Origin of the sequence: Pseudomonas sp. KUIN-1, from assembly GCF_009176725.1 — a bacterium.
GTDB lineage: Bacteria > Pseudomonadota > Gammaproteobacteria > Pseudomonadales > Pseudomonadaceae > Aquipseudomonas > Aquipseudomonas fragariae.
This window is the reverse complement of the sequence record NZ_AP020337.1, coordinates 1,529,716-1,549,147: the sequence shown is the minus strand read 5'-3', so window position 1 is coordinate 1,549,147 and position 19,432 is coordinate 1,529,716. Positions and strand designations below refer to the sequence as shown.

Annotated in this window: 17 protein-coding genes; 2 read left to right on the top strand and 15 right to left on the bottom strand. The window is 61.0% G+C overall.

The genetic code is table 11. The annotated features are described in order from the left end of the window. Nucleotides 1–22: 22 nt before the first annotated feature. From tsaB to ppc, 3 genes are all read right to left on the bottom strand, one after another. Nucleotides 23–697 carry a tRNA (adenosine(37)-N6)-threonylcarbamoyltransferase complex dimerization subunit type 1 TsaB gene (gene tsaB, locus KUIN1_RS07400; protein WP_004406315.1) on the bottom strand — a complete coding sequence of 225 codons (675 nt, stop codon included), beginning with the start codon at nt 695–697 and terminating at the stop codon, nt 23–25. A gap of 92 nt (nt 698–789) precedes the next feature. Beyond that, nucleotides 790–1,437 (bottom strand): adenylate kinase, encoded by a 648-nt coding sequence (gene adk, locus KUIN1_RS07395; protein WP_004406317.1) that lies wholly within the window; start codon nt 1,435–1,437, stop codon nt 790–792. 282 nt (nt 1,438–1,719) lie between these two features. Beyond that, the gene (ppc, locus tag KUIN1_RS07390; protein ID WP_011266958.1) at nt 1,720–4,356 is read right to left on the bottom strand and encodes a phosphoenolpyruvate carboxylase; all 2,637 of its coding nucleotides are present in this window, start codon (nt 4,354–4,356) and stop codon (nt 1,720–1,722) included. Nucleotides 4,357–4,736: 380 nt separating this feature from the next. Between ppc and KUIN1_RS07385 the strand changes: the two genes are divergently transcribed. Together KUIN1_RS07385 and KUIN1_RS07380 are read left to right on the top strand one after the other, a co-directional pair. Next, nucleotides 4,737–5,150, top strand: a complete 414-nt coding sequence (locus KUIN1_RS07385) for a DUF4398 domain-containing protein (RefSeq protein WP_003409265.1) — start codon at nt 4,737–4,739, stop codon at nt 5,148–5,150. Between the two features lie 59 nt (nt 5,151–5,209). Beyond that, nucleotides 5,210–5,992, top strand: a complete 783-nt coding sequence (locus tag KUIN1_RS07380; RefSeq protein WP_011266956.1) for an OmpA family protein — start codon at nt 5,210–5,212, stop codon at nt 5,990–5,992. A gap of 79 nt (nt 5,993–6,071) precedes the next feature. Here KUIN1_RS07380 and KUIN1_RS07375 read toward each other — a convergent pair whose 3' ends face one another. From KUIN1_RS07375 to KUIN1_RS07320, 12 genes are all read right to left on the bottom strand, one after another. After that, complete coding sequence (locus tag KUIN1_RS07375) at nt 6,072–6,392, bottom strand: lipoprotein (RefSeq protein WP_011266955.1); 321 nt, start codon at nt 6,390–6,392, stop codon at nt 6,072–6,074. Beyond that, entirely contained in the window at nt 6,389–7,285 is an 897-nt protein-coding gene (locus KUIN1_RS07370; protein WP_152091913.1) for an alpha/beta hydrolase, read from the bottom strand. Before KUIN1_RS07370 ends, KUIN1_RS07375 begins: the two co-directional genes overlap by 4 nt. Before the next feature lie 203 nt (nt 7,286–7,488). After that, complete coding sequence (locus KUIN1_RS07365; protein ID WP_003433414.1) at nt 7,489–8,766, bottom strand: flavohemoglobin expression-modulating QEGLA motif protein; 1,278 nt, start codon at nt 8,764–8,766, stop codon at nt 7,489–7,491. Between the two features lie 134 nt (nt 8,767–8,900). After that, nucleotides 8,901–9,626 (bottom strand): TetR/AcrR family transcriptional regulator, encoded by a 726-nt coding sequence (locus tag KUIN1_RS07360; protein WP_011266953.1) that lies wholly within the window; start codon nt 9,624–9,626, stop codon nt 8,901–8,903. A gap of 91 nt (nt 9,627–9,717) precedes the next feature. Continuing rightward, the gene (lysS, locus tag KUIN1_RS07355) at nt 9,718–11,220 is read right to left on the bottom strand and encodes a lysine--tRNA ligase (RefSeq protein WP_011266952.1); all 1,503 of its coding nucleotides are present in this window, start codon (nt 11,218–11,220) and stop codon (nt 9,718–9,720) included. A 69-nt stretch (nt 11,221–11,289) separates the two neighbouring features. Next, a protein-coding gene (gene prfB, locus KUIN1_RS07350; protein ID WP_096102164.1) for a peptide chain release factor 2 occupies nt 11,290–12,385 on the bottom strand; the annotation gives its coding sequence in 2 pieces (ribosomal slippage) (nt 11,290–12,312 and nt 12,314–12,385; 1,095 coding nt in all). A 117-nt stretch (nt 12,386–12,502) separates the two neighbouring features. Then, nucleotides 12,503–13,507, bottom strand: coding sequence for a response regulator (locus tag KUIN1_RS07345; protein WP_004406328.1), 1,005 nt, complete (start codon nt 13,505–13,507; stop codon nt 12,503–12,505). Nucleotides 13,508–13,552: 45 nt separating this feature from the next. Beyond that, nucleotides 13,553–14,563: a chemotaxis response regulator protein-glutamate methylesterase gene (locus tag KUIN1_RS07340; RefSeq protein ID WP_011266950.1), complete on the bottom strand. Its 1,011-nt coding sequence runs from the start codon at nt 14,561–14,563 to the stop codon at nt 13,553–13,555. After that, a complete protein-coding gene (locus KUIN1_RS07335) occupies nt 14,560–16,929 on the bottom strand; it encodes a hybrid sensor histidine kinase/response regulator (protein ID WP_096126443.1) in 2,370 nt (789 codons plus the stop codon). Before KUIN1_RS07335 ends, KUIN1_RS07340 begins: the two co-directional genes overlap by 4 nt. Further along, a complete protein-coding gene (locus KUIN1_RS07330) occupies nt 16,926–17,615 on the bottom strand; it encodes a chemotaxis protein CheW (protein ID WP_004406331.1) in 690 nt (229 codons plus the stop codon). Before KUIN1_RS07330 ends, KUIN1_RS07335 begins: the two co-directional genes overlap by 4 nt. Beyond that, entirely contained in the window at nt 17,615–18,895 is a 1,281-nt protein-coding gene (locus KUIN1_RS07325) for a CheR family methyltransferase (protein ID WP_103359290.1), read from the bottom strand. The genes KUIN1_RS07330 and KUIN1_RS07325 overlap by 1 nt, the downstream gene beginning before the upstream one ends. Then, nucleotides 18,892–19,428, bottom strand: coding sequence for a chemotaxis protein CheW (locus KUIN1_RS07320; RefSeq protein WP_004406336.1), 537 nt, complete (start codon nt 19,426–19,428; stop codon nt 18,892–18,894). The genes KUIN1_RS07325 and KUIN1_RS07320 overlap by 4 nt, the downstream gene beginning before the upstream one ends. Nucleotides 19,429–19,432: the final 4 nt, after the last annotated feature.

The window sequence follows — 19,432 nt, the reverse complement described above, 5'->3', positions numbered from 1 at the left end:
CGCGGGTCCTGAACTCATTCCATCAACGTGCTTTAGGTGTAGCGACCTTGTCGCGCAGGTAGACCGGCTGAGCGTCATCCGCAGGCAGGGCTTCGCCGCGGTGCCAGGCGAAGGTCGCCAGTGTCAACAGATCCTGCGCGTGCGGCAGCATGGCCGCATCATGGCCTGCCAGGCTGAGCGGAATACGCTCTGCGTAGCCCCAGCCCGTACCGGCACCAAACCATTGCCCGCTGGCGTGCGCAGGCAGCGTGGCCAGTTCGGGCGCCATCACAGCTTCGTCGCCCAACAGACGCATCTCGCCGGCGCTCTCGTGATAGCAGCCCCAGTACACCTCGTCCATGCGTGCATCGATGGCCGAGGCCACTTGCGACACGCCGTGCTCGCGCAAGGCGCGCTGCGCCAGCACGGCGAGGTTCGACACGGGCAGCACCGGACGCTCAAGGGCGAATGCCAGGCCTTGCACGACGCCGATGGCAATACGTACACCGGTGAACGCACCGGGACCACGTCCGAAAGCGATGGCGTCCAGCGCCGACATGGCAATGCCCGCCTCGGCCATCAGGCTTTTGATCATGGGCAGCAGCCGCTGGGCGTGCAGGCGCGGGATCACCTCGTAGTGGCTCAGTACTTTGCCGTCATGCAGCAAAGCGACCGAGCAGGCTTCAGTGGCGGTGTCCAGGGCCAGCAAGGTGGTCATCGGTGTTTCCGTCGTGGTCAATGTGAAAAAGTGCAGCAGTATAAATGACAAATGGCCCGCAAGCGGGCCATTTATTGTTCAGCCTGCGAGCCTCAGCTCAAGGCTTTCAGTACTTTTGCAGTGATGTCCTCAACCGAGCCGACGCCCGGGATATGGCTGCACTTGGGCTTGCCGTTCTTCGCTTCCAGCTTGCTGTAGAACTCGACCAGCGGCTTGGTCTGCGCGTGGTACACGGACAGGCGATGACGCACGGTCTCTTCGACGTCGTCCTTGCGCTGCAACAGCGGTTCGCCGGTCACATCATCGATACCTTCGACCTTCGGCGGATTGAAGATAGTGTGGTAGATGCGCCCGGAACCTTCGTGAACCCGGCGGCCGGACATGCGCTTGACGATTTCTTCGTCATCGACCGCGATTTCCAGCACATGGTCGATTTCCAGACCGGCGTTCAACAGGGCTTCGGCCTGTGGAATGGTGCGCGGGAAGCCATCGAACAGCACGCCGTTCGCGCAGTCCGGCTCGGCCAGACGGTCCTTGATCAGGCCGATGATCAGGTCATCGGAAACCAGACCGCCTGAGTCCATGACGCTCTTGGCCTTCAGGCCCAGCTCGGTTTCAGCCTTGACTGCAGCGCGCAGCATGTCGCCTGTCGAAACCTGCGGGATGCCGAACTTTTCAGTGATGAATTTTGCCTGAGTACCTTTACCGGCCCCGGGAGCTCCCAGCAGAATCACGCGCATCGTCATGCTCCTCAAATTTTTTATAGTGAAATCATCGGATTCGCCTCGGGGGCCAATCTAAAAAATGAATCAGGCCAATAGGCCGAAAGGCTGATCAAGATACACAGCAGACCGAGGCCGCACAAGCCGCCGAAAGTCGCAGTAACCGCAGGCGTACCGGCTTGCCGGCCTTGATTTCAGAGTGACATGACCTATATCAACGTTTCAGGCAGACCCGCCTGGAAAACCCGCGCTGGCCATCGCCGGACCGAAAAGGCCCGACGATGACATTGGCCGGATCCATCAGCCCGTGTTACGCAGACCGGCAGCAATCCCCGCTACAGACACCAGCAGCGCCAGTTCCAGAGGACTGTCCAGACTGGCTTCACGATTACGCGAGCGCGACAGCAGCTCCGCCTGAAGCAAATGCAACGGGTCAAGGTAGGTGTTGCGCAGACTGATGAATTCCAGCGTTTCAGGGCTGTGAGCCAGAAGTTGCGTCTGCCCGGTCAGCCCCAGAACCACATTGCACGCCTGCGACAATAGGTCGCGTAAATGTGCACCCAAATGTTGCAGCTCGGCGCTGACCAGACGTTCGTCGTAGAGTCGGGCGATGTCCGCATCGGCTTTGGCAAGGACCATTTCCAGCATGTCGATGCGCGTTCTGAAGAACGGCCACTGCTCACGCATCTGCGCCAGCACCTCGCCTTCGCCGCGCTCCAGCGCTTTGCTCAGCGCGGCCTCCCAACCCAGCCAGGCGGGCAGCATCAGACGCGTCTGCGTCCAGGCGAAGATCCACGGAATGGCACGAAGACTTTCTACACCGCCCTCGCGGCGCTTGGCCGGACGACTGCCAAGTGGCAAGCGCCCCAGCTCCTGCTCGGGCGTCGCCTGACGGAAATACTCGACGAATTCGGGATTCTCGCGCACCACCGCTCGGTAGGCACTGACCCCGTCGTCGGCCATCTGGTCCATCATCGTCCGCCACGCTGGCTGCGGAGGTGGCGGTGGCAACAGGGTCGCTTCCAGCACGGCAGCCAGATACAGATTGAGGTTCTGCTCGGCGATGTCCGGCAGACCGAATTTGAAACGAATCATTTCCCCTTGCTCGGTGGTCCGGAAACGCCCGGCCACAGAACCCGGCGGCTGCGACAGAATCGCCGCGTGCGCGGGACCGCCGCCACGACCGACTGTACCGCCGCGACCGTGGAACAGCAGCAATTCGACCTGCTGCTCGCGGCAGATCTCCACCAGCCTTTCCTGGGCGCGGTACTGCGCCCAGGCCGCCGCAGTGGTGCCGGCATCCTTGGCCGAGTCGGAATAGCCGATCATCACCTCTTGCGGGCCGTGCAGACGCGAGCGATAGCCCGGCAGCCCGAGCAGCGTCTCGATCACCGGCCCGGCGTTATCCAGGTCGGCCAGGGTCTCGAACAGCGGCACCACACGCATGGGCCGCTGCAGCCCGGATTCCTTGAGCAGCAGTTGCACGGCCAGCACATCCGAAGCCGAGCCGGCCATCGAGATGACATAGGACCCCAGCGACGCCGCCGGGGCGGCCGCCACCTCGCGGCAGGTTGCGAGAACCTCTGCGGTATCGGCGGCCGGTTTGAAGTAGCTCGGCAGCAGCGGCCTGCGGTTATTCAATTCACGCAACAGAAAATCGATGCGGGTCTGCTCATCCCACTCTTCGTAGCGACCCAGCCCCAGGTAATCAGTGATTTCGGTCATCGCTGCGCAGTGACGGCTGGAATCCTGACGAACATCCAGACGCACCAGGAACAGGCCGAATGTGACCGCACGACGCAGGCAATCCAGAAGCGGGCCGTCGGCGATGACACCCATGCCGCATTCGTGCAGCGACTGGAAGCACAGCAGCAGCGGGTCGAGCAGTTCACGGTTGTCTCGCAGCACCGCTTCCGGCGCAGGCAGGGTTTCGCTCAGTGAGGCATTGGCCCAGTTGCGCGTCGCGCGCAAGCGCTCGCGCAGGCGTTTGAGTTCTGCCCGATAGGGTTCGGCGCTGTCACCCACGCTGGCACGCAGAGCATCGCTAGCCTGCTGCATCGACAGTTCTGCGGCGAGATTGTCCACGTCACGCAGGTACAGGTCAGCGGCCATCCAGCGCGCCAGCAACAGCACTTCGCGGGTGACAGCGGCGGTGACATTCGGGTTGCCGTCGCGGTCGCCGCCCATCCAGGAGGCAAAACGGATCGGCGCGGCTTCCAGGGGCAGATGCAGACCGGTGGCCGCATGCAGCGCATGGTCTGCCTTGCGCAGGTAGTTTGGAATGGCGTGCCAGAGGGAATGTTCGATGACCGCGAAACCCCATTTGGCTTCATCGACAGGGGTGGGTCGGATGCGCCGGATCTCTTCGGTATGCCAGGCCTCGGCAATCAGCCGCTGCAGGCGCGAAGTAATCTGTGTGCGCTCGATGCTATTGAGATCGCGATGATCAAGTGCAGCCAGCTGCGCTGCGATGGCGTCGTATTTCTGAATCAGCGTGCGACGTGCCACTTCGGTCGGGTGCGCAGTCAGCACCAGGTCGATTTCCAGCTTGCTGAGCTGGCGTGCCAGGGCATCAGGTGAGTGGCCTTCGGCCTTGAGGCGATCAAGCAGTTCGGGCAGTACTCGCGACTCGAATGGCAGCGGCTGTTTATCATCGCGGCGGTGCATGAGCTGATATTGCTCGGCAATATTGGCCAGGTTGAGAAACTGGTTGAACGCACGCGCCACCGGCAGCAGCTCATCATCACCCAGCCCGTCGACGCTGGAGCTGAGTTGCTCGGCCCCTTCTGCGGAACCGCGCCTGCCCGCTTTGGCACCTTTGCGAATACGCTCGATCTTGTCGAGAAATTCCGCACCTCGCTGCTCGCGAATCGTATTCCCCAACAGCTCACCCAACAGGTGAACGTCTTCGCGCAGACGCGCATCGATATCGGCCATCGTTCCTCTCCCGTTTTTTATCTGGGCTCAGTTGCGTACCCGCTCGGTAGCACGGGCGTACGTGAATTCGAATCCGCTATGCCAACAGTGCACCAAAAGTCTGCAGTTGGACAAATGCTTCAGCAAAAACCTGAACGCGATCAGGGTTATTGAACGGGGTTCGACGCGCCTTCATATGATGATCAACATATTGGCACTCGTCTGAATGCCTCTGAAAATTCCTGACCGGTCAGTAGATATTTATCTGAACTATTCAAAAACCGCGAAGGTCGGAACCATTAACCATTACAGGAAAGCCCGAAAGGCAGTAGGCGGTTGTAGAACCTGATGCCCGGACTTGATGCAACGACTGTCATGGATAACCACGTTGGAGTCAGACATTGGAGTTGATCAACATGAACACCCTAACTGCCAAAACCAAATTCAAAGGCCTGCGCGGTCTCAAGCTGGCTGCGCTGGCACTCGGTAGCACCTTTATCCTGGCCGGCTGTGCCGGTAACCCGCCCTCCGAGCAGTACGCGGTTTCGCAATCGGCAGTCAACAGCGCTGTCAGCGCTGGCGGTACCGAGTTCGCGGCGGTAGAAATGAAGTCGGCTCAGGACAAGCTCAAGGCTGCTGATCTGGCCATGCAGGATCACAAATACGATGAAGCACGCCGTCTGGCTGAACAGGCCGAGTGGGACGCTCGCGTAGCAGAACGCAAATCTCAGGCCGCCAAAGCTGCCAAGGCCGTGCAGGACGCTCGTCAAGGCGTCAACGAACTCCGTGAAGAAGGCCTGCGTCAGGTGCAGTGATTGTCCTGTACACCCTTCTGTTTTCATGAATTCGTAACTGATTAAAGGACGACCCTATTATGCGTAAACAATTGATGATCCCTGCTCTGCTGGCCATGAGCGTTGCCCTGGCAGCCTGTGCAACCAAGCCGAACCCTAACCTGGAACAGGCTCGCAGCAACTTCACCGCGCTGCAGACCAACCCTCAGGCCACTCAAGTCGCAGCCCTTGAAACCAAGGACGCCAGCGAATGGCTGACCAAGGCAGAACAGGCCTTCCGCAACGATGAGGACGTGCAGAAAGTCGACCAACTGTCGTATCTGACCAACCAGCGCGTCGAGCTGGCCAAGCAGACCATCGCCCTGCGCACTTCTGAAGCAGCGCTGCAAAATGCTTCTGCCGACCGCGCCAAGGCCCGTCTGGAAGCACGTGACGCGCAGATCGCTGCACTGAAAAACAGCCTGAACGCCAAGCAGACCGAACGCGGTACGCTGGTGACCTTCGGTGACGTGCTGTTCGACTACAACAAGGCCGAACTGAAGCCGACCGCCCAGGGCGACATTGGCAAGCTGGCTGCCTTCCTGCAGGAAAACCCTGATCGCAAAGTGATTGTCGAAGGCTACACCGACAGCACCGGTTCGGCTTCCTACAACCAGTCGCTGTCCGAGCGTCGCGCCAACTCGGTGCGTATGGCTCTGGTACGCATGGGTGTAGACCCAGCGCGCGTTGTGACCATGGGTTATGGCAAGGAATACCCGGTTGCTGACAACACCAGCAACTCGGGCCGCGCCATGAACCGTCGTGTGGAAGTGACTATCTCCAACGACAACCAGCCTGTTGCACCGCGCTCTTCGATGAAATAAGCGACTGAGCTGCTGCACCGAAGCCCCGCCTGCGCATACAGGCGGGGCTTTTTCATGGACGCTGGTTTTTACCGGTGTCTTACGGCCGAGGCGTTTGCTGGCCAAGGCAGCGCACTGCGTGCCTGCGATCATCGATCAACACGCCTGACAGACCTTTTCGCGACGTATCGAACAACACCAGTACGCCATCAACGCACTGCGCGACCTCGGCGGCTGGCGTGGCAGCGACCTTGTAATCCTCGCCGGGCACGGTTTTGAGCAGGGTGAATTCACCGAGCAACAGTGCATCCTCGGGCTTTGCGAAGTGCAGGTAGCCGTAAAACCACAGACAGCCCACTGTGCCGATGACCGCACCAACAGCGCTGAGGATCATGCCGTTGAGGTTACGATCGCGGCTCATTGCGCTGGCGGTGTTGCGGGGGTCGGGTAATTGGGCACTTCCGCAAGGCGACGCAGACCGTTGAAATGCGTCGGATCGTCCAGATAGCGCAGCATCACCTGACGCCAGAGAGGGTCTGCGAACGTCTGCACGTGTTCACCACGGGTCAATTGCAATACGCGCGGCGGAGGCGCGGCCTTGTACAGCTCGAGGCCGTTGGCGAGCGGCACCAGCGTGTCGTCCATGCTGTGAAAGATCAGCATCGGTGTGCCGGCCAGTCGTGGCAGGCCGTTGACCGCGCTGTCGGCTTCCGGGATCAGCCAGGACAAGGGCGTTTTCAATGGCCAGGTCAGCCACGATTTGCTCAGCGAGTTTCGCGCGACGCTGCGGTAGCTGGCCGGCACACTGTCCAGCACCAGCGCCTTGAGACGCGAACGCTCTTGCGGGTGTTCGGAAAGATAATGCACGGCCAGCGCCCCGCCAATGCTTTGCCCCAGGACCACAAGCGGTTTGCCTTGCACTTGCGGTGCAGTGTTCAACCAGTCGAAAGCGGCCTGAACATCCTCATAGACCGCCGGCAGGCTCGGCTCGCCCTGCGACTCGCCATAGCCACGGTAATCCAGCATCAACACCTGATAACCCTGCTCGGGCAGCCACCAGACGCCGCCAAGATGCCAGGACAGGTTGCCACCGTTGCCGTGCAGATGCAGCACCGTACCCTTGACCGGCACGCCTTCTTTGGCGGGCAACCACCAGCCGTGCAGGCGCGTCCCGTCGGCAGCAGTGAGGTTCACGTCCTGATACTGCAGGCGCGCCTTGTCGGGCGTGAACGGAACACCTTGCTCGGGGTAGAACAACATCGAACTGCAGCCGGTGAGCGCAAGGACCAGGGTGAAGATGCCGAGCAGTTTCAAATGAGGGCTCCTTGTTGTTTTCATCGCCACATCACTGCCGTGCTGGCGCGAGACTCAGATTCTCGTTCCCATGTTCCGCGAGCATTCGCCGATAGGCATAATCATGAGCTTTCGGAGAATGTACCTCTCCTTCGCGAACAAGTTCGCTCCTACGGCCTTCGGCCAGAGTCAAAAACAGGCTGGCGTACAGCGAAGATCGCTGCCTACAAAATATTCGAGTAATCCGCTTCGATACGGTCCAGGCTCAGGTGGTTGAGGAAGTTGGAGAAGCACATCCAGGCCGACAGGGCGTTCATGTCACGGAACTGCTCGGGCAGGTACTTGGGTGCAACCACCAGCCCTTCGTCCACCAGTTGACGCAGGGTACGCATGTCTTCCAGGGTGGTCTTGCCGCAGAACAGCAGCGGCACCTGTTCGAGCTTGCCCTTGCGCACGGCGAGCTGAATGTAGTTGTAGACCATGATGAAGCCTTTCAGGTAGGACAGGTCCTTGGTGAACGGCAGGCCGTTGGGCACCGAGCCGCGGAAAACGCGACTGGCATTGCCGTAGCTCTCGGACATGCCGAAGCCCTGCTCGCGATAGAACTCGAACACCTGGAGAAAATCAGCGCCCTGCTCGGCCATGTGAATGGCCCGCGTGCGATTGGTCAGCTTGCGCAGGCGGCTGGGATAGGATGCAAAGGCGATGACTTCCATGAGAATCGCCAGGCCTTCCTGCGTCACCGTCGAGGATGGCGGGCCTTTGGACAGGAACGTACAGATCGGCTGGTTTTGCCCGTTCAGCGTGGTGCCCACGTGCACCAGCCCTTCGTGCACTTCCAGCGCGCGTACATCGCGTTCGTTGAACATCGCGTCGGTGCGGATCTTGATGTAGTCGGCACCCGCAGCCGCATCGGCGACGATCCCGTCGGATTCGAAAACCCGGATGGTCTCCTCGGCCTCACCGAACACGCGGTTCAAACGCGATTGCAGCAGCGAAACGGCGTCTTTGGCGGTGAGCGTTTTCGGCTCGTCCTTCAGGTCGCCGCGCCCGGCAATGTTGTTCAGGTAATCAGAGAGCATCAAGCCAAGATCGGCCAGCGTCGGATCACCCGCATGAAAGGCATCGGATGCCGCGCCGTACAGCTCCTGAGAAATCAGCCCGAAGTCGGACGTGCCGCGCGCTTCAAGCATACGCACCACCATGCGGTACTCACGGCACATGCGGCGCATGATCTGCCCGACCGGGTTGAACTGACCCAGTTGACGCGTCACGTCCCGCTCGATGTTCTGGAACTCTTGCTTCAAGGCCGAAGAGTCGAAACCCAGCGGACGGTTTTCGTAATAGGCGCGGTCCACGGCAGGCAGCGCCTTGCCCTTGGCGGCCAGAAACTCCTTGCGGACGTTCTCATCCCATTTAACTGCATCCAGAATGCGAATCGGCGTCTGTGCAACGACGATCCGATCCGATAAAGCACGAATAGTCTGTTGATACTCGTCCACCGGTACTCCTTGGCTGGTTGTCACGCTACTGCTTGGCGGCGCGGAACAACACGCCATCGCTGGTAAATATCGAAACTGGCAGGATCGTCAAGCCGTCTGAATGGCCGATCCGCGACACCCGCGCAGCAGTATAGTCACCCTCGAACCGGCTGCGGGGTGCCCAGGACCAGACGCATCTGCCGGGTCAGGATACAGAGCATTTCTTCGTCCGCCTGACGCTGCGGCCCGTGAAGCAGGCCTTGATACTCAATGCGCCGGATAAGCCCCGTCAACACCTGAGCATCCTGATAGGGATGCAGGGAGCCGATTACCTGGAAGAACTGACAACTGCCCTGCAGCAAAATTTCCTGATGGGCCATGACCAATGGCGTCAGGCGCGGGTTGATCAGTGCTTCATGGTAGAACGCCTGCTCGGCAATCAGATAGTCACGCCGGGTCAGCAACTGATGACGGATATGCTCCATCACCATACGCGCAATGTCGTCCGCCAGACGAAAACGGTCGGTCGGACTCCCGGAACTGCGGTTCATCATCTCGCGCAGAATACCTTCGGTGTTTTGCCACAGCCGCGCCAGATAATCAGCGCTACGCTGTACATACTGGGCGAAGGCATCGGTCAACAGATCATCGATGTCCTTGAAGTAATAGGTGGTTGCCGACAGCGGCACACTGGCTTCGGCGGCCACTGCGCGATGGCGAACGGCGCGTACGCCGTCACGCACCACGATACGCATGGCGGCATCGAGAATGACCTGCCTGCGTTGCTCACTGCCCTCACGCGCAGCCTTGCGGCCCTGATACTTGACACTTTTGGCCACCGCGCTGGCTACTCCGGCGGCCCCTTCTCTGGCAATCGTCACGACAGCTTCCTTATAAGTCGCTCTGAAATGAGTCGATCTGAAAAACACTTAAAAAAAAGCCGCCCATTGAAGGCGGCTGTTTTTCCACTGGTTACGCTTGCGGGCGCATGTGCGGGAAGAGGATCACGTCGCGAATCGACGGCGAGTCGGTGAGCAACATCACCAACCGATCGATACCGATCCCCTCGCCTGCCGTCGGCGGCATGCCGTACTCCAGCGCACGAACGAAGTCGGCGTCGTAGTGCATGGCTTCGTCGTCACCGGCATCCTTGTCGGCCACCTGAGCCTGGAAGCGTTCGGCCTGATCTTCGGCGTCGTTGAGCTCGGAGTAGGCATTGGCGATTTCGCGACCACCGATGAACAGCTCGAAACGGTCGGTGACGTTCGGGTTTTCGTCGTTGCGACGCGCCAGCGGCGACACTTCAAACGGGTACTGGGTGATGAAGTGCGGCTGTTCCAGCTTGTGCTCGACCAGCTCTTCGAAAATCATCACCTGCAATTTGCCCAGGCCTTCGAAGCCCAGCACCTTGGCACCGGCCTTTTTCGCAATGGCGCGCGCCTTGTCGATGTCCTGCAGGTCGGCAACGGTCAGCTCAGGGTTGTACTTGAGGATCGAGTCGAACACCGACAGGCGCACGAACGGTTCGCCGAAGTGGAACACCTTGTCGCCATAAGGCACATCGGTGCTGCCCAGAACCAGTTGCGCCAGTTCGCGGAACAGTTCCTCGGTGAGGTCCATGTTGTCTTCGTAATCGGCGTAGGCCTGGTAGAACTCGAGCATGGTGAACTCGGGGTTGTGCCGGGTCGAAACACCTTCGTTACGGAAGTTGCGATTGATCTCGAAGACCTTCTCGAAACCACCGACCACCAGACGCTTGAGGTACAGCTCCGGGGCGATACGCAGGAACATTTCCATGTCCAGCGCGTTGTGGTGGGTTTCGAACGGCTTGGCCGCCGCGCCGCCCGGAATGGTCTGCAGCATCGGCGTTTCGACTTCGAGGAAGTCGCGCTTCATCAGGAAGCTGCGGATGTGAGCGATGACCTGCGAACGCACGCGGAAGGTCTCACGCACTTCCTCGTTGACGATCAGGTCGACGTAACGCTGACGGTAGCGCTGTTCGGTGTCGGTCAGGCCGTGGTGCTTGTCGGGCAGCGGACGCAAGGACTTGGTCAGCAGGCGAACGCTGGTCATCTCGACGTACAGGTCGCCCTTGCCGGAGCGTGCCAGGGTACCTTCGGCGGCGATGATGTCGCCCAGGTCCCAGGTTTTCACCTCGGCCAGGGTTTCTTCGGGCAGGGTCTTGCGGTTGACATAGACCTGGATGCGCCCGGTCATGTCCTGGATCACCATGAACGAGCCACGGTTGAGCATGATGCGACCGGCAACCTTGACCGGAATCGCTGCCTCTGCCAGTTCTTCCTTGGTCTTGTCGACGTACTGCTTCTGCAGGTCATTGCAGTAGCTGTCGCGGCGGAAGTCATTGGGGAAGGCCTGACCCTTGGCACGGCCTGCAGCAAGCTTTTCCTTGCGCAAGGCGATCAGGGTGTTTTCTTCCTGTTGCAGGGCTTGCGGGTCGAGTTGTTGGTCGCTCATGTCTTTAAATATTCCATCACAGGTTCGCCCTCGCCTGGCGACGAGGGACTTGAGGTGTTGGCTGACGGTTTACAGCCCTTGCTTGAGGCTCGCGATCAGGTATTCGTCGATATCGCCATCAAGCACCTTGTCGCAGTCGCTGCGTTCGATGTTGGTCCGCAGGTCCTTGATACGCGAGGCGTCCAGTACGTAGGAGCGAATCTGGTGACCCCAGCCGATATCGGACTTGGTGTCTTCGAGCGCCTGGGACGCCGCGTTGCGCTTCTGCACTTCCTGCTCATACAAACGGGCCCGCAGCATTTTCATGGCGGTGTCCTTGTTCGCATGCTGGGAACGCTCGTTCTGGCAGCTGACCACGGTATTGGTCGGAACGTGGGTGATACGCACCGCCGAGTCAGTGGTGTTTACGTGCTGACCACCGGCACCGGAGGAGCGGTAGGTGTCGATGCGCAGGTCCGCCGGGTTGATGTCGATTTCGATGTTGTCATCGATTTCCGGCGAAACGAACACGGCCGAGAACGAGGTGTGGCGACGGTTGCCCGAGTCGAACGGGCTCTTGCGCACCAGACGGTGGACGCCGATCTCGGTGCGCAGCCAGCCGAAGGCGTACTCGCCCTTGATGTGCACGGTAGCGCCCTTGATACCGGCGACTTCACCGGCGGACAGTTCCATGATGGTGGCGTCGAAACCGCGCTTGTCGGCCCAGCGCAGGTACATGCGCAGCAGGATGTTCGCCCAGTCCTGCGCTTCGGTACCGCCGGAGCCGGCCTGGATGTCCAGGTAGGCGTTGTTGGGGTCCATGTCGCCGCTGAACATGCGACGGAATTCGAGCTTTTCCAGCGATTCGCGCAGGCGCTCGACTTCGGCAGCGACGTCATCGACGGCAGCCTGGTCTTCTTCTTCGGCAGACATCAGCAACAGGTCTTTGGCATCGGCCAGACCCGAGGACATTTCGTCCAGGGTTTCGACGATCTGCGCCAGCAGGGAGCGCTCGCGCCCCAGTTCCTGAGCGTAGGCCGGGTTGTTCCAGACGTTTGGATCTTCGAGCTCGCGGTTGACTTCGGTCAGACGATCATGTTTGTGATCGTAGTCAAAGATACCCCCGAATGGTTTCGGAGCGCTCGGACAAATCCTTGATGCTGTTTAGGATCGGGTTGATTTCCATGGTAGGCAGCACTCGCAGGCGAAATTTTCAAAGCCGACGAGTATACCCCAGGCAAGGCCACGAAAGCAGCCCGTCGGGCAGGCGTTGTGAGGCCTATTTTACCGATCGCAGCCGGCGTCAGCCCGCTGCGACCTGATTGCGACCGTTGTTCTTGGCCTGATAAAGCCCCTTGTCGGCATCCAGAATCAGCTGACGGCTGGGCATTCCGAGCTGTGGCGTCATGGTCGCCACACCGATACTCACGGTCAGGCTGGAGCCCGGCGCTGGCGCAATGTGCGGAATATTCATGCCTGAAACGCTCTGGCGCAGTTTTTCAGCCAGCAGACGCGCCCCGCCCGGTGAGGTGTTGGGCAGGACCATGGCGAACTCCTCGCCGCCGTAGCGAGCCGGCAAGTCCGACGGGCGACTGCAACTGTTACGAATGGCCTTGGCGACCTGACGCAGGGCCTCGTCGCCCTCCAGATGCCCGAAGTTATCGTTGTAGGGCTTGAAGTAGTCGACATCGATCATCAGCAACGACAACTGGGACTGCTCGCGAATTGCCCGGCGCCACTCCAGTTCCAGATACTCGTCGAAATGGCGGCGATTCGACAGCCCCGTGAGGCCGTCTGAATTCATCAGGCGCTGCAAAACCAGATTGGTATCGAGCAGTTGTTGCTGGCTGACGCGCAGCGCGCGGTAGGCTTCATCGCGCTGCAGCAGTGTCATGTACGAGCGCGAGTGATAGCGAATGCGCGCCACCAGCTCGATGTTGTCCGGCAGCTTGACCAGATAGTCGTTGGCCCCGGCCGTGAACGCCGCGCTCTTGATCAGCGGGTCTTCCTTGGTGGACAGCACGATGATCGGGATATCGCGGGTCAGCGGGTTGCTGCGGTACTCGCGAACCAGCGTCAGCCCGTCGAGGCCCGGCATCACCAGGTCCTGCAGAATCACCGTCGGCTTGATCTGCACGGCCTGGGCAATCGCCTGATGCGGGTCGGCACAAAAATGAAAGTCGATAGACTCATGGCCGGCCAGGCCGCGCCGTACGGCTTCACCAATCATGGCCTGATCATCCACCAGAAGCACCATTGCGCTGTTTTCATCCGGTGTCTTGAGCTCATCCGTTTGCAGGTCATTCATGATCTTTCTCCTGATCGCCGACTGCCGCTGGGTTCAGCAGAGCAGTCATTGAGTAAATACCTCGATCAAGCGAGGTGCTATGGCGGGCAACGGACGGATTTCCACGGCAGCATCGATGGCTGCGGCGGCCTTGGGCATGCCATACACAGCAGAACTGGCCTGATCCTGAGCGATGGTCAGAAACCCCCGCTCACGCATGGCCTTGAGTCCCTGTGCACCGTCGCGCCCCATCCCGGTCAGCAGAACGCCGATCGCCTCGCCACTCCAATAACGGGTTACGCTCTCGAAAAACACATCAATCGAGGGCCTGTAAACTTCATTCACCGGCTCCGCCGTGTACGCCAGCGTGCCGTCCTTGAGCAAGCGGATATGATGATTGGTGCCTGCCAGCAACACCACACCCGGCTGTGGCGTTTCGCCTTCCCTTGCCAGACGTACCGGCAGGCCGGAGGCGGAACTCAACCAGTCGGCCATACCGGCGGCGAAGACCTGATCGACGTGCTGCACAAGGACGATCGCTGCAGGAAAGCTCACCGGAAGCGCCTTGAGCAGAATCTCCAGCGCGGCAGGCCCGCCTGCCGAGGAGCCGATCGCCACGAGCCGATCACGTCTCGAGGGCGCGGCGCGCGGTGTAGCCGCGACCCGTTCGAGGCCGACACGCTGGCCGATCAGCCAGTCGATATTGAGGATCTTGCGCAGCAGGGGCGCCGCCGCCTCTTTTGGATTGGGACCACCAATGGCCGGCGTGTCCACCACATCCAGCGCGCCGTGCCCCATCGCTTCGAACACGCGGCGCATGTTCTGCTCGTGGTCGACGGTCACGATGACGATGGCGCAAGGTGTTTCGGCCATGATCCGGCGCGTGGCTTCCACGCCATCCATCACCGGCATGATCAGGTCCATCAGGATCAGGTCCGGGGTCTGCTCGACGCAACGCTGCACGGCGTCGGCACCATTGGACGCCACCCAGATGATCTGATGCGCGGGCTCGAAGGCCAGCGCACGACGCAGGGCTTCGATGGCCATGGGCATATCGTTGACGATGGCAATCTTCATCCTTGCGCGTCTCCTATCAATTCGACGACAGCGTCGAGCAAGGCATCATCGTGGAAACTGGCCTTGGCCAGGTAATAATCGGCGCCGGCGTCCAGGCCGCGACGCCGGTCTTCTTCACGGTCCTTGTAGGACACGACCATGACCGGCAAGGACTGCAAGCGGGTATCGCGGCGCAACAGGGTCACCAGTTCGATACCGTCCATACGCGGCATGTCGATGTCGGTGATCAGCAGGTCGAAGTCCTCGGCGCGCAGGGCATTCCAGCCATCCATTCCGTCCACGGCCACCGATACTTCGTAACCGCGACTGACCAGCAGCTTGCGTTCCAGCTCGCGAACGGTCAAAGAATCATCGACGACCAGCACGCGTTTGCGTGACACCTGATCTGCCTGACGAGCGCGCCGGTCGATGCGCTCCAGACGGCCGGTATTCAGGAGTTTTTCCACCGAGCGCAGCATATCTTCGACATCGATGATCAACACCACTGAACCGTCGTCGAGCAAGGCCCCTGCCGACACGTCCTGGACCTTGCCAAGGCGCGCATCGAGCGGCATCACCACCAGCGTACGCTCGCCGATGAAGCGTTCGACGGCCACGCCATAAACCGCATCGCGCTCGCGAATCACCACGACCTTGAGCGTTTCTCCGGCCTTCTGCGCGGGTGGCCGGTTCAACAGCTGGCTGGCCGAAACCAGACCGACATGCCGCTCTTCATCCCAGAAGTGCTGACGCCCTTCCAGTTGCAGAATATCGTCAGGCTGCAGGTCGCGCATGCGCTCGATATGCGCCAGCGGAAAGGCATAGGCTTCACCGCCCACTTCCACGACCAGGCTGCGTACCACTGAAAGCGTCAGCGGCATTTCTATTCTGAAGCGACTGCCCTCGCCTGCCCATTGCTGCAGCTCGACGCTGCCGTGCATCTGGCGAACCATGTGCTGCACGGCGTCAAGACCAACACCACGGCCGGAAATCTGCGTGACCTTGTCGCGCATGCTGAAGCCCGGCAGGAACAGAAAACTCAGCAGTTCCTCCTCGCTCAACTGCGCAGCGGTCTCGGCGGGCGAGAGCTTGCGGTCGATGATGCTCTGGCGCACACGTTCAAGGTCCACGCCGCCACCGTCATCGCTCAACTCGACGACCAGCAAGCCCGCCTGATGCGAGGCCTGCAGACGAATCAGACCTTCAGGGTCCTTGCCGGACGCCACGCGCTTCTCGGGCGATTCGATGCCGTGGTCCACGGCGTTGCGCAGCAGGTGAGTCAGTGGCGCATCGAGCTTTTCCAGCACATCGCGATCGACCTGCGTCTTCTCGCCTTCGATCTGCAAGCGGACCTGTTTGCCCAGTTCACGCCCCAGGTCGCGAACCATGCGCGCCTGGCCGTTCAGCACGTCGGCGAAAGGTCGCATCCGGCAGGCCAGTGCCGTGTCGTATAACAGCTGCGCACGTTGCGCCGACTGCCAGCCGAATTCATCCAGCTCGGCAGTGTGCCGGACCAACACCTGCTGCGCCTGGGACAAGAGGCTACGCGCGTCTTCCAGGGCTTTTTGCACATCAGCCGAAGGACCTTCCTCGCCGAAGCTGGCGCCCAGCACTTCAAGCGCACGATCACTGCTGCTTTGCAGACGCTTGAGCCGCTGCATACCGGCCAGCAGCGGTTTGAGTCGCTGAGTCTCGACCAGCGATTTGCTGGACATGTCCAGCAGCCCGTTGAGGCGCTCGGCGGTGACTCGCAACACGCGCTCGCCACCTTCGGCCACACGCCGTTCACGCAATGGCGTGAACGGTGCTTCAGGTTCCGCAGCCGGCATGGCGGCCGGATTGGCCGACGCAGGCAAGTCTGCGGCCAAGGGCTCGGGCACAGACTCCGGCACAACTGCCGCGCTGGGCGTCTCGAACTGCAGCATCGCGCTGGCGAGTAAAGCGTCCGAGGCCGGGTCCGGCAGTGGCGTACTGACCGTTCGCGCCGCGCCAGCACCGGAAGCCAGCAACGTATTGAGCCTTTCGACATAACTGTCGATATCAGGCTGACCAACGCTGTCGCCGCCAGGCGTGGCGATACGCATCAACAGGTCGGTCCCCGACAGCAGCGCATCGATATGCTCGGCCTGAAGCAGCAGACGCCCTTCCTGCGCGCTGACCAGACAATCTTCCATCACATGCGCAACGCTCACACCGAAATCGACGCCGACAATCCGCGCTGCGCCCTTGAGCGAATGAGCGGCACGCATGCAGGCTTCCAGCTGATCCGCCTGGGTCGGGTTACGTTCGAGTGCCAGCAGGCCGGCACTCAGTACCTGGGTCTGCGCATCGGCTTCCAGCGTGAACAGTTCGAACAGCGAGGCGTCACGCATTTGATCTGGCGTCATGTGAGGCTCCGATACACCGCCGACAACAACTCATCTTCATCCAGCCAGCGCAGGCTGCGGCCCTTCCATTGCAGGACGCCACGGGTGAAACGGGCATTGGCGTGCGTGCCGGATGCCGAAGCGGCTTCCAGCTCCCGCTCGTCGATGGCATGAATGCCGTCCACCTCGTCCACCGGGACCACCACCGGGCCGCCTTCGACGCTGACGATCAGCATGCGCGGTACCACCCGCGTCGACGGGTTACTCACCGCGGTACTGTCCAACCCGAGCAGCTCGACCAGCGAGATGCACGCTACCAGAGCGCCGCGTACATTGGCGACACCCAGCAACGCACGCGAGCGCTGGTGTGGCAGTGAATGGATGGTCTGGCTGGGGGCGACTTCCGAGAGGCAGCGCGACGCCAGCCCCAGCCACTCTTCGCCAAGACGAAATACCAGAATCGAGCGGGTCTCGAGGTCGCGCAGCAACACCGAGCCCTGAAAATGCTCGGGCGACTCCTGGGCCAGCGAATAGCGGTCCAGCAGACGGGTGGCTGCGGCCGAATAAACCGCGCAGTTGCGGCAGTGGATGTGCTCTGCAAGCAACGGACAGGAGCGATCGCCATGAATGCCGATGCGGTTCCAGCAATCATCGATATCCAGGGCCTGATCATGGGTCAGACTGGAAAAACCGGACACGCCCGCCATCAGTGGTTTCCTTGTTTATTCGCGCCACGCGCAGCGCGGTCCTGCAAGCGGCGCGCGCCGGCAGTGTCACCCTGCGCAGCCAGCAATGCCGCCAGTTGGGCCAGCGATTCTGAGTGCTGCGGTTGCAGATACAGCGCCTTGCGATAGAAGCCCTGCGCCTGTGGCACACGGCCCTCCACTTCGCTGAGCAGACCCAGCCAGTAAAACACTTGCGCGACCGGCTCATGCTGCTGCAGGTAACGCTCGCATTCAGCCCGCGCCTCGGCACTTTTGCCTTCGTTGGCCAGCCCCGCAATCCTGTCGAGCACTGCCGACACCTCGGTGTTACCCGCCGCAGCGACTGGTTTTGCAATGGGCGCGAATGTCGCAGAGGGGCGCGGCGCAGGCCGTGGCGCGACAACTCTGGCAGGGGCCTCGACGACCGGACGGGGCGCCACGGGTGCAGGGACCTGCCGGGGGGTCGGAGCCGGCACCGGCGCATCGACAGGTGCGTGCCGGAAGGCGAACGACTGGGCGATCCCCGTCGAGCGCATGCCGATACCGGCCAGCAGGTTGCCCTCCGCCGGGCCGATGAACAGCAGGCCATCTTCGCGGGTCAGTTGTTTGAGCACCTTGAACACATGTTGCTGGGTCTGCCGATCGAAATAGATCACCAGATTGCGGCAGAAGACGATGTCATAGGCCGCTTGCGAAACGAGTTTGGGGTCGAGCAGATTACCCGGCTGAAAACTTACACAGGCGCGAACACTGTCAGCGATTTCAAAGCCGTCAGCGACCGGATTGAAATAGCGCTCGCGATAACCGATGTCGCTGCCACGGAACGAATTTTTGCCATAAACACCGTGTTCGGCCTTGGCAATCGAAACAGGACTGATATCGATGGCATCGACCTTGAATTGCCTGGCGTCGACCCCGGCGTCGAATAACGCCATGGCGATGGAATACGGTTCCTCACCGGTCGAGCACGGCAGGCTGAGAATGCGCAAGGGGCGCGCACCGGCAAGACTGGCGATTCGCTCACGGGCCAGCATGCCCAGCGTGACAAACGATTCGGGATAACGAAAAAACGAGGTCTCGGGAACGATCACCGCTTCGATCAGCGCCTGCTGCTCCTGCGGTGAGGAGACCAGAAGATGCCAGTAGGCATCACTGTCAGCGCAGTGGGCGGCCGTTGCGCGCTGACGCAAGGCGCGCTCGATGATCGCCTCGCCGACGGAGGTCACATCCAGGCCGATACGCTCCTTGAGAAAGCTGAAGAAGCGCGAATCATCCACCTTCATTGCGCGTCCTCGAGCAGTTCGAGGTCAATCGGCGGCACCGGGTACAACAACTCGCGCACCGGCTCGCTCAACAGCTCGTGAACATGAATCCACTGCAGCAGGCCCTGCTCATCCTCACGCACCGGCCCCAGGTAAGGCGACAGGCGATTGTCCAGCCCATAGGCCTTGAACTGCGCAACAGGACAGCGCAGCGTCTCTGTCGCCTGTTCCAGAATCAGCCCGAGCAACTGCGCCGGGTGCGCGTCGTCGTAGCGATAATGCACCAGTACCATGCGCGTACTGGTACGCGAGCGCGCCGGCTCGCCGGAATTCAGCGCACTGATGTCAATCACCGGGACGATCTCGCCGCGATGGGCAAAGATTCCCGCCACCCAGTGAGGTGCCTGGGCAATGGTCTTGAGCTTCACCCGCGGCAGGATTTCAGCGATCTCGGTCGCGTCCAGTGCATAGCGGTCTTCGCCTATGCAAAACAGCAGAAAGAGCTTGCTGGCGGTCAGTGGCGGGCCATTGCGCCTCGGCGATTGATCACTCATTGAT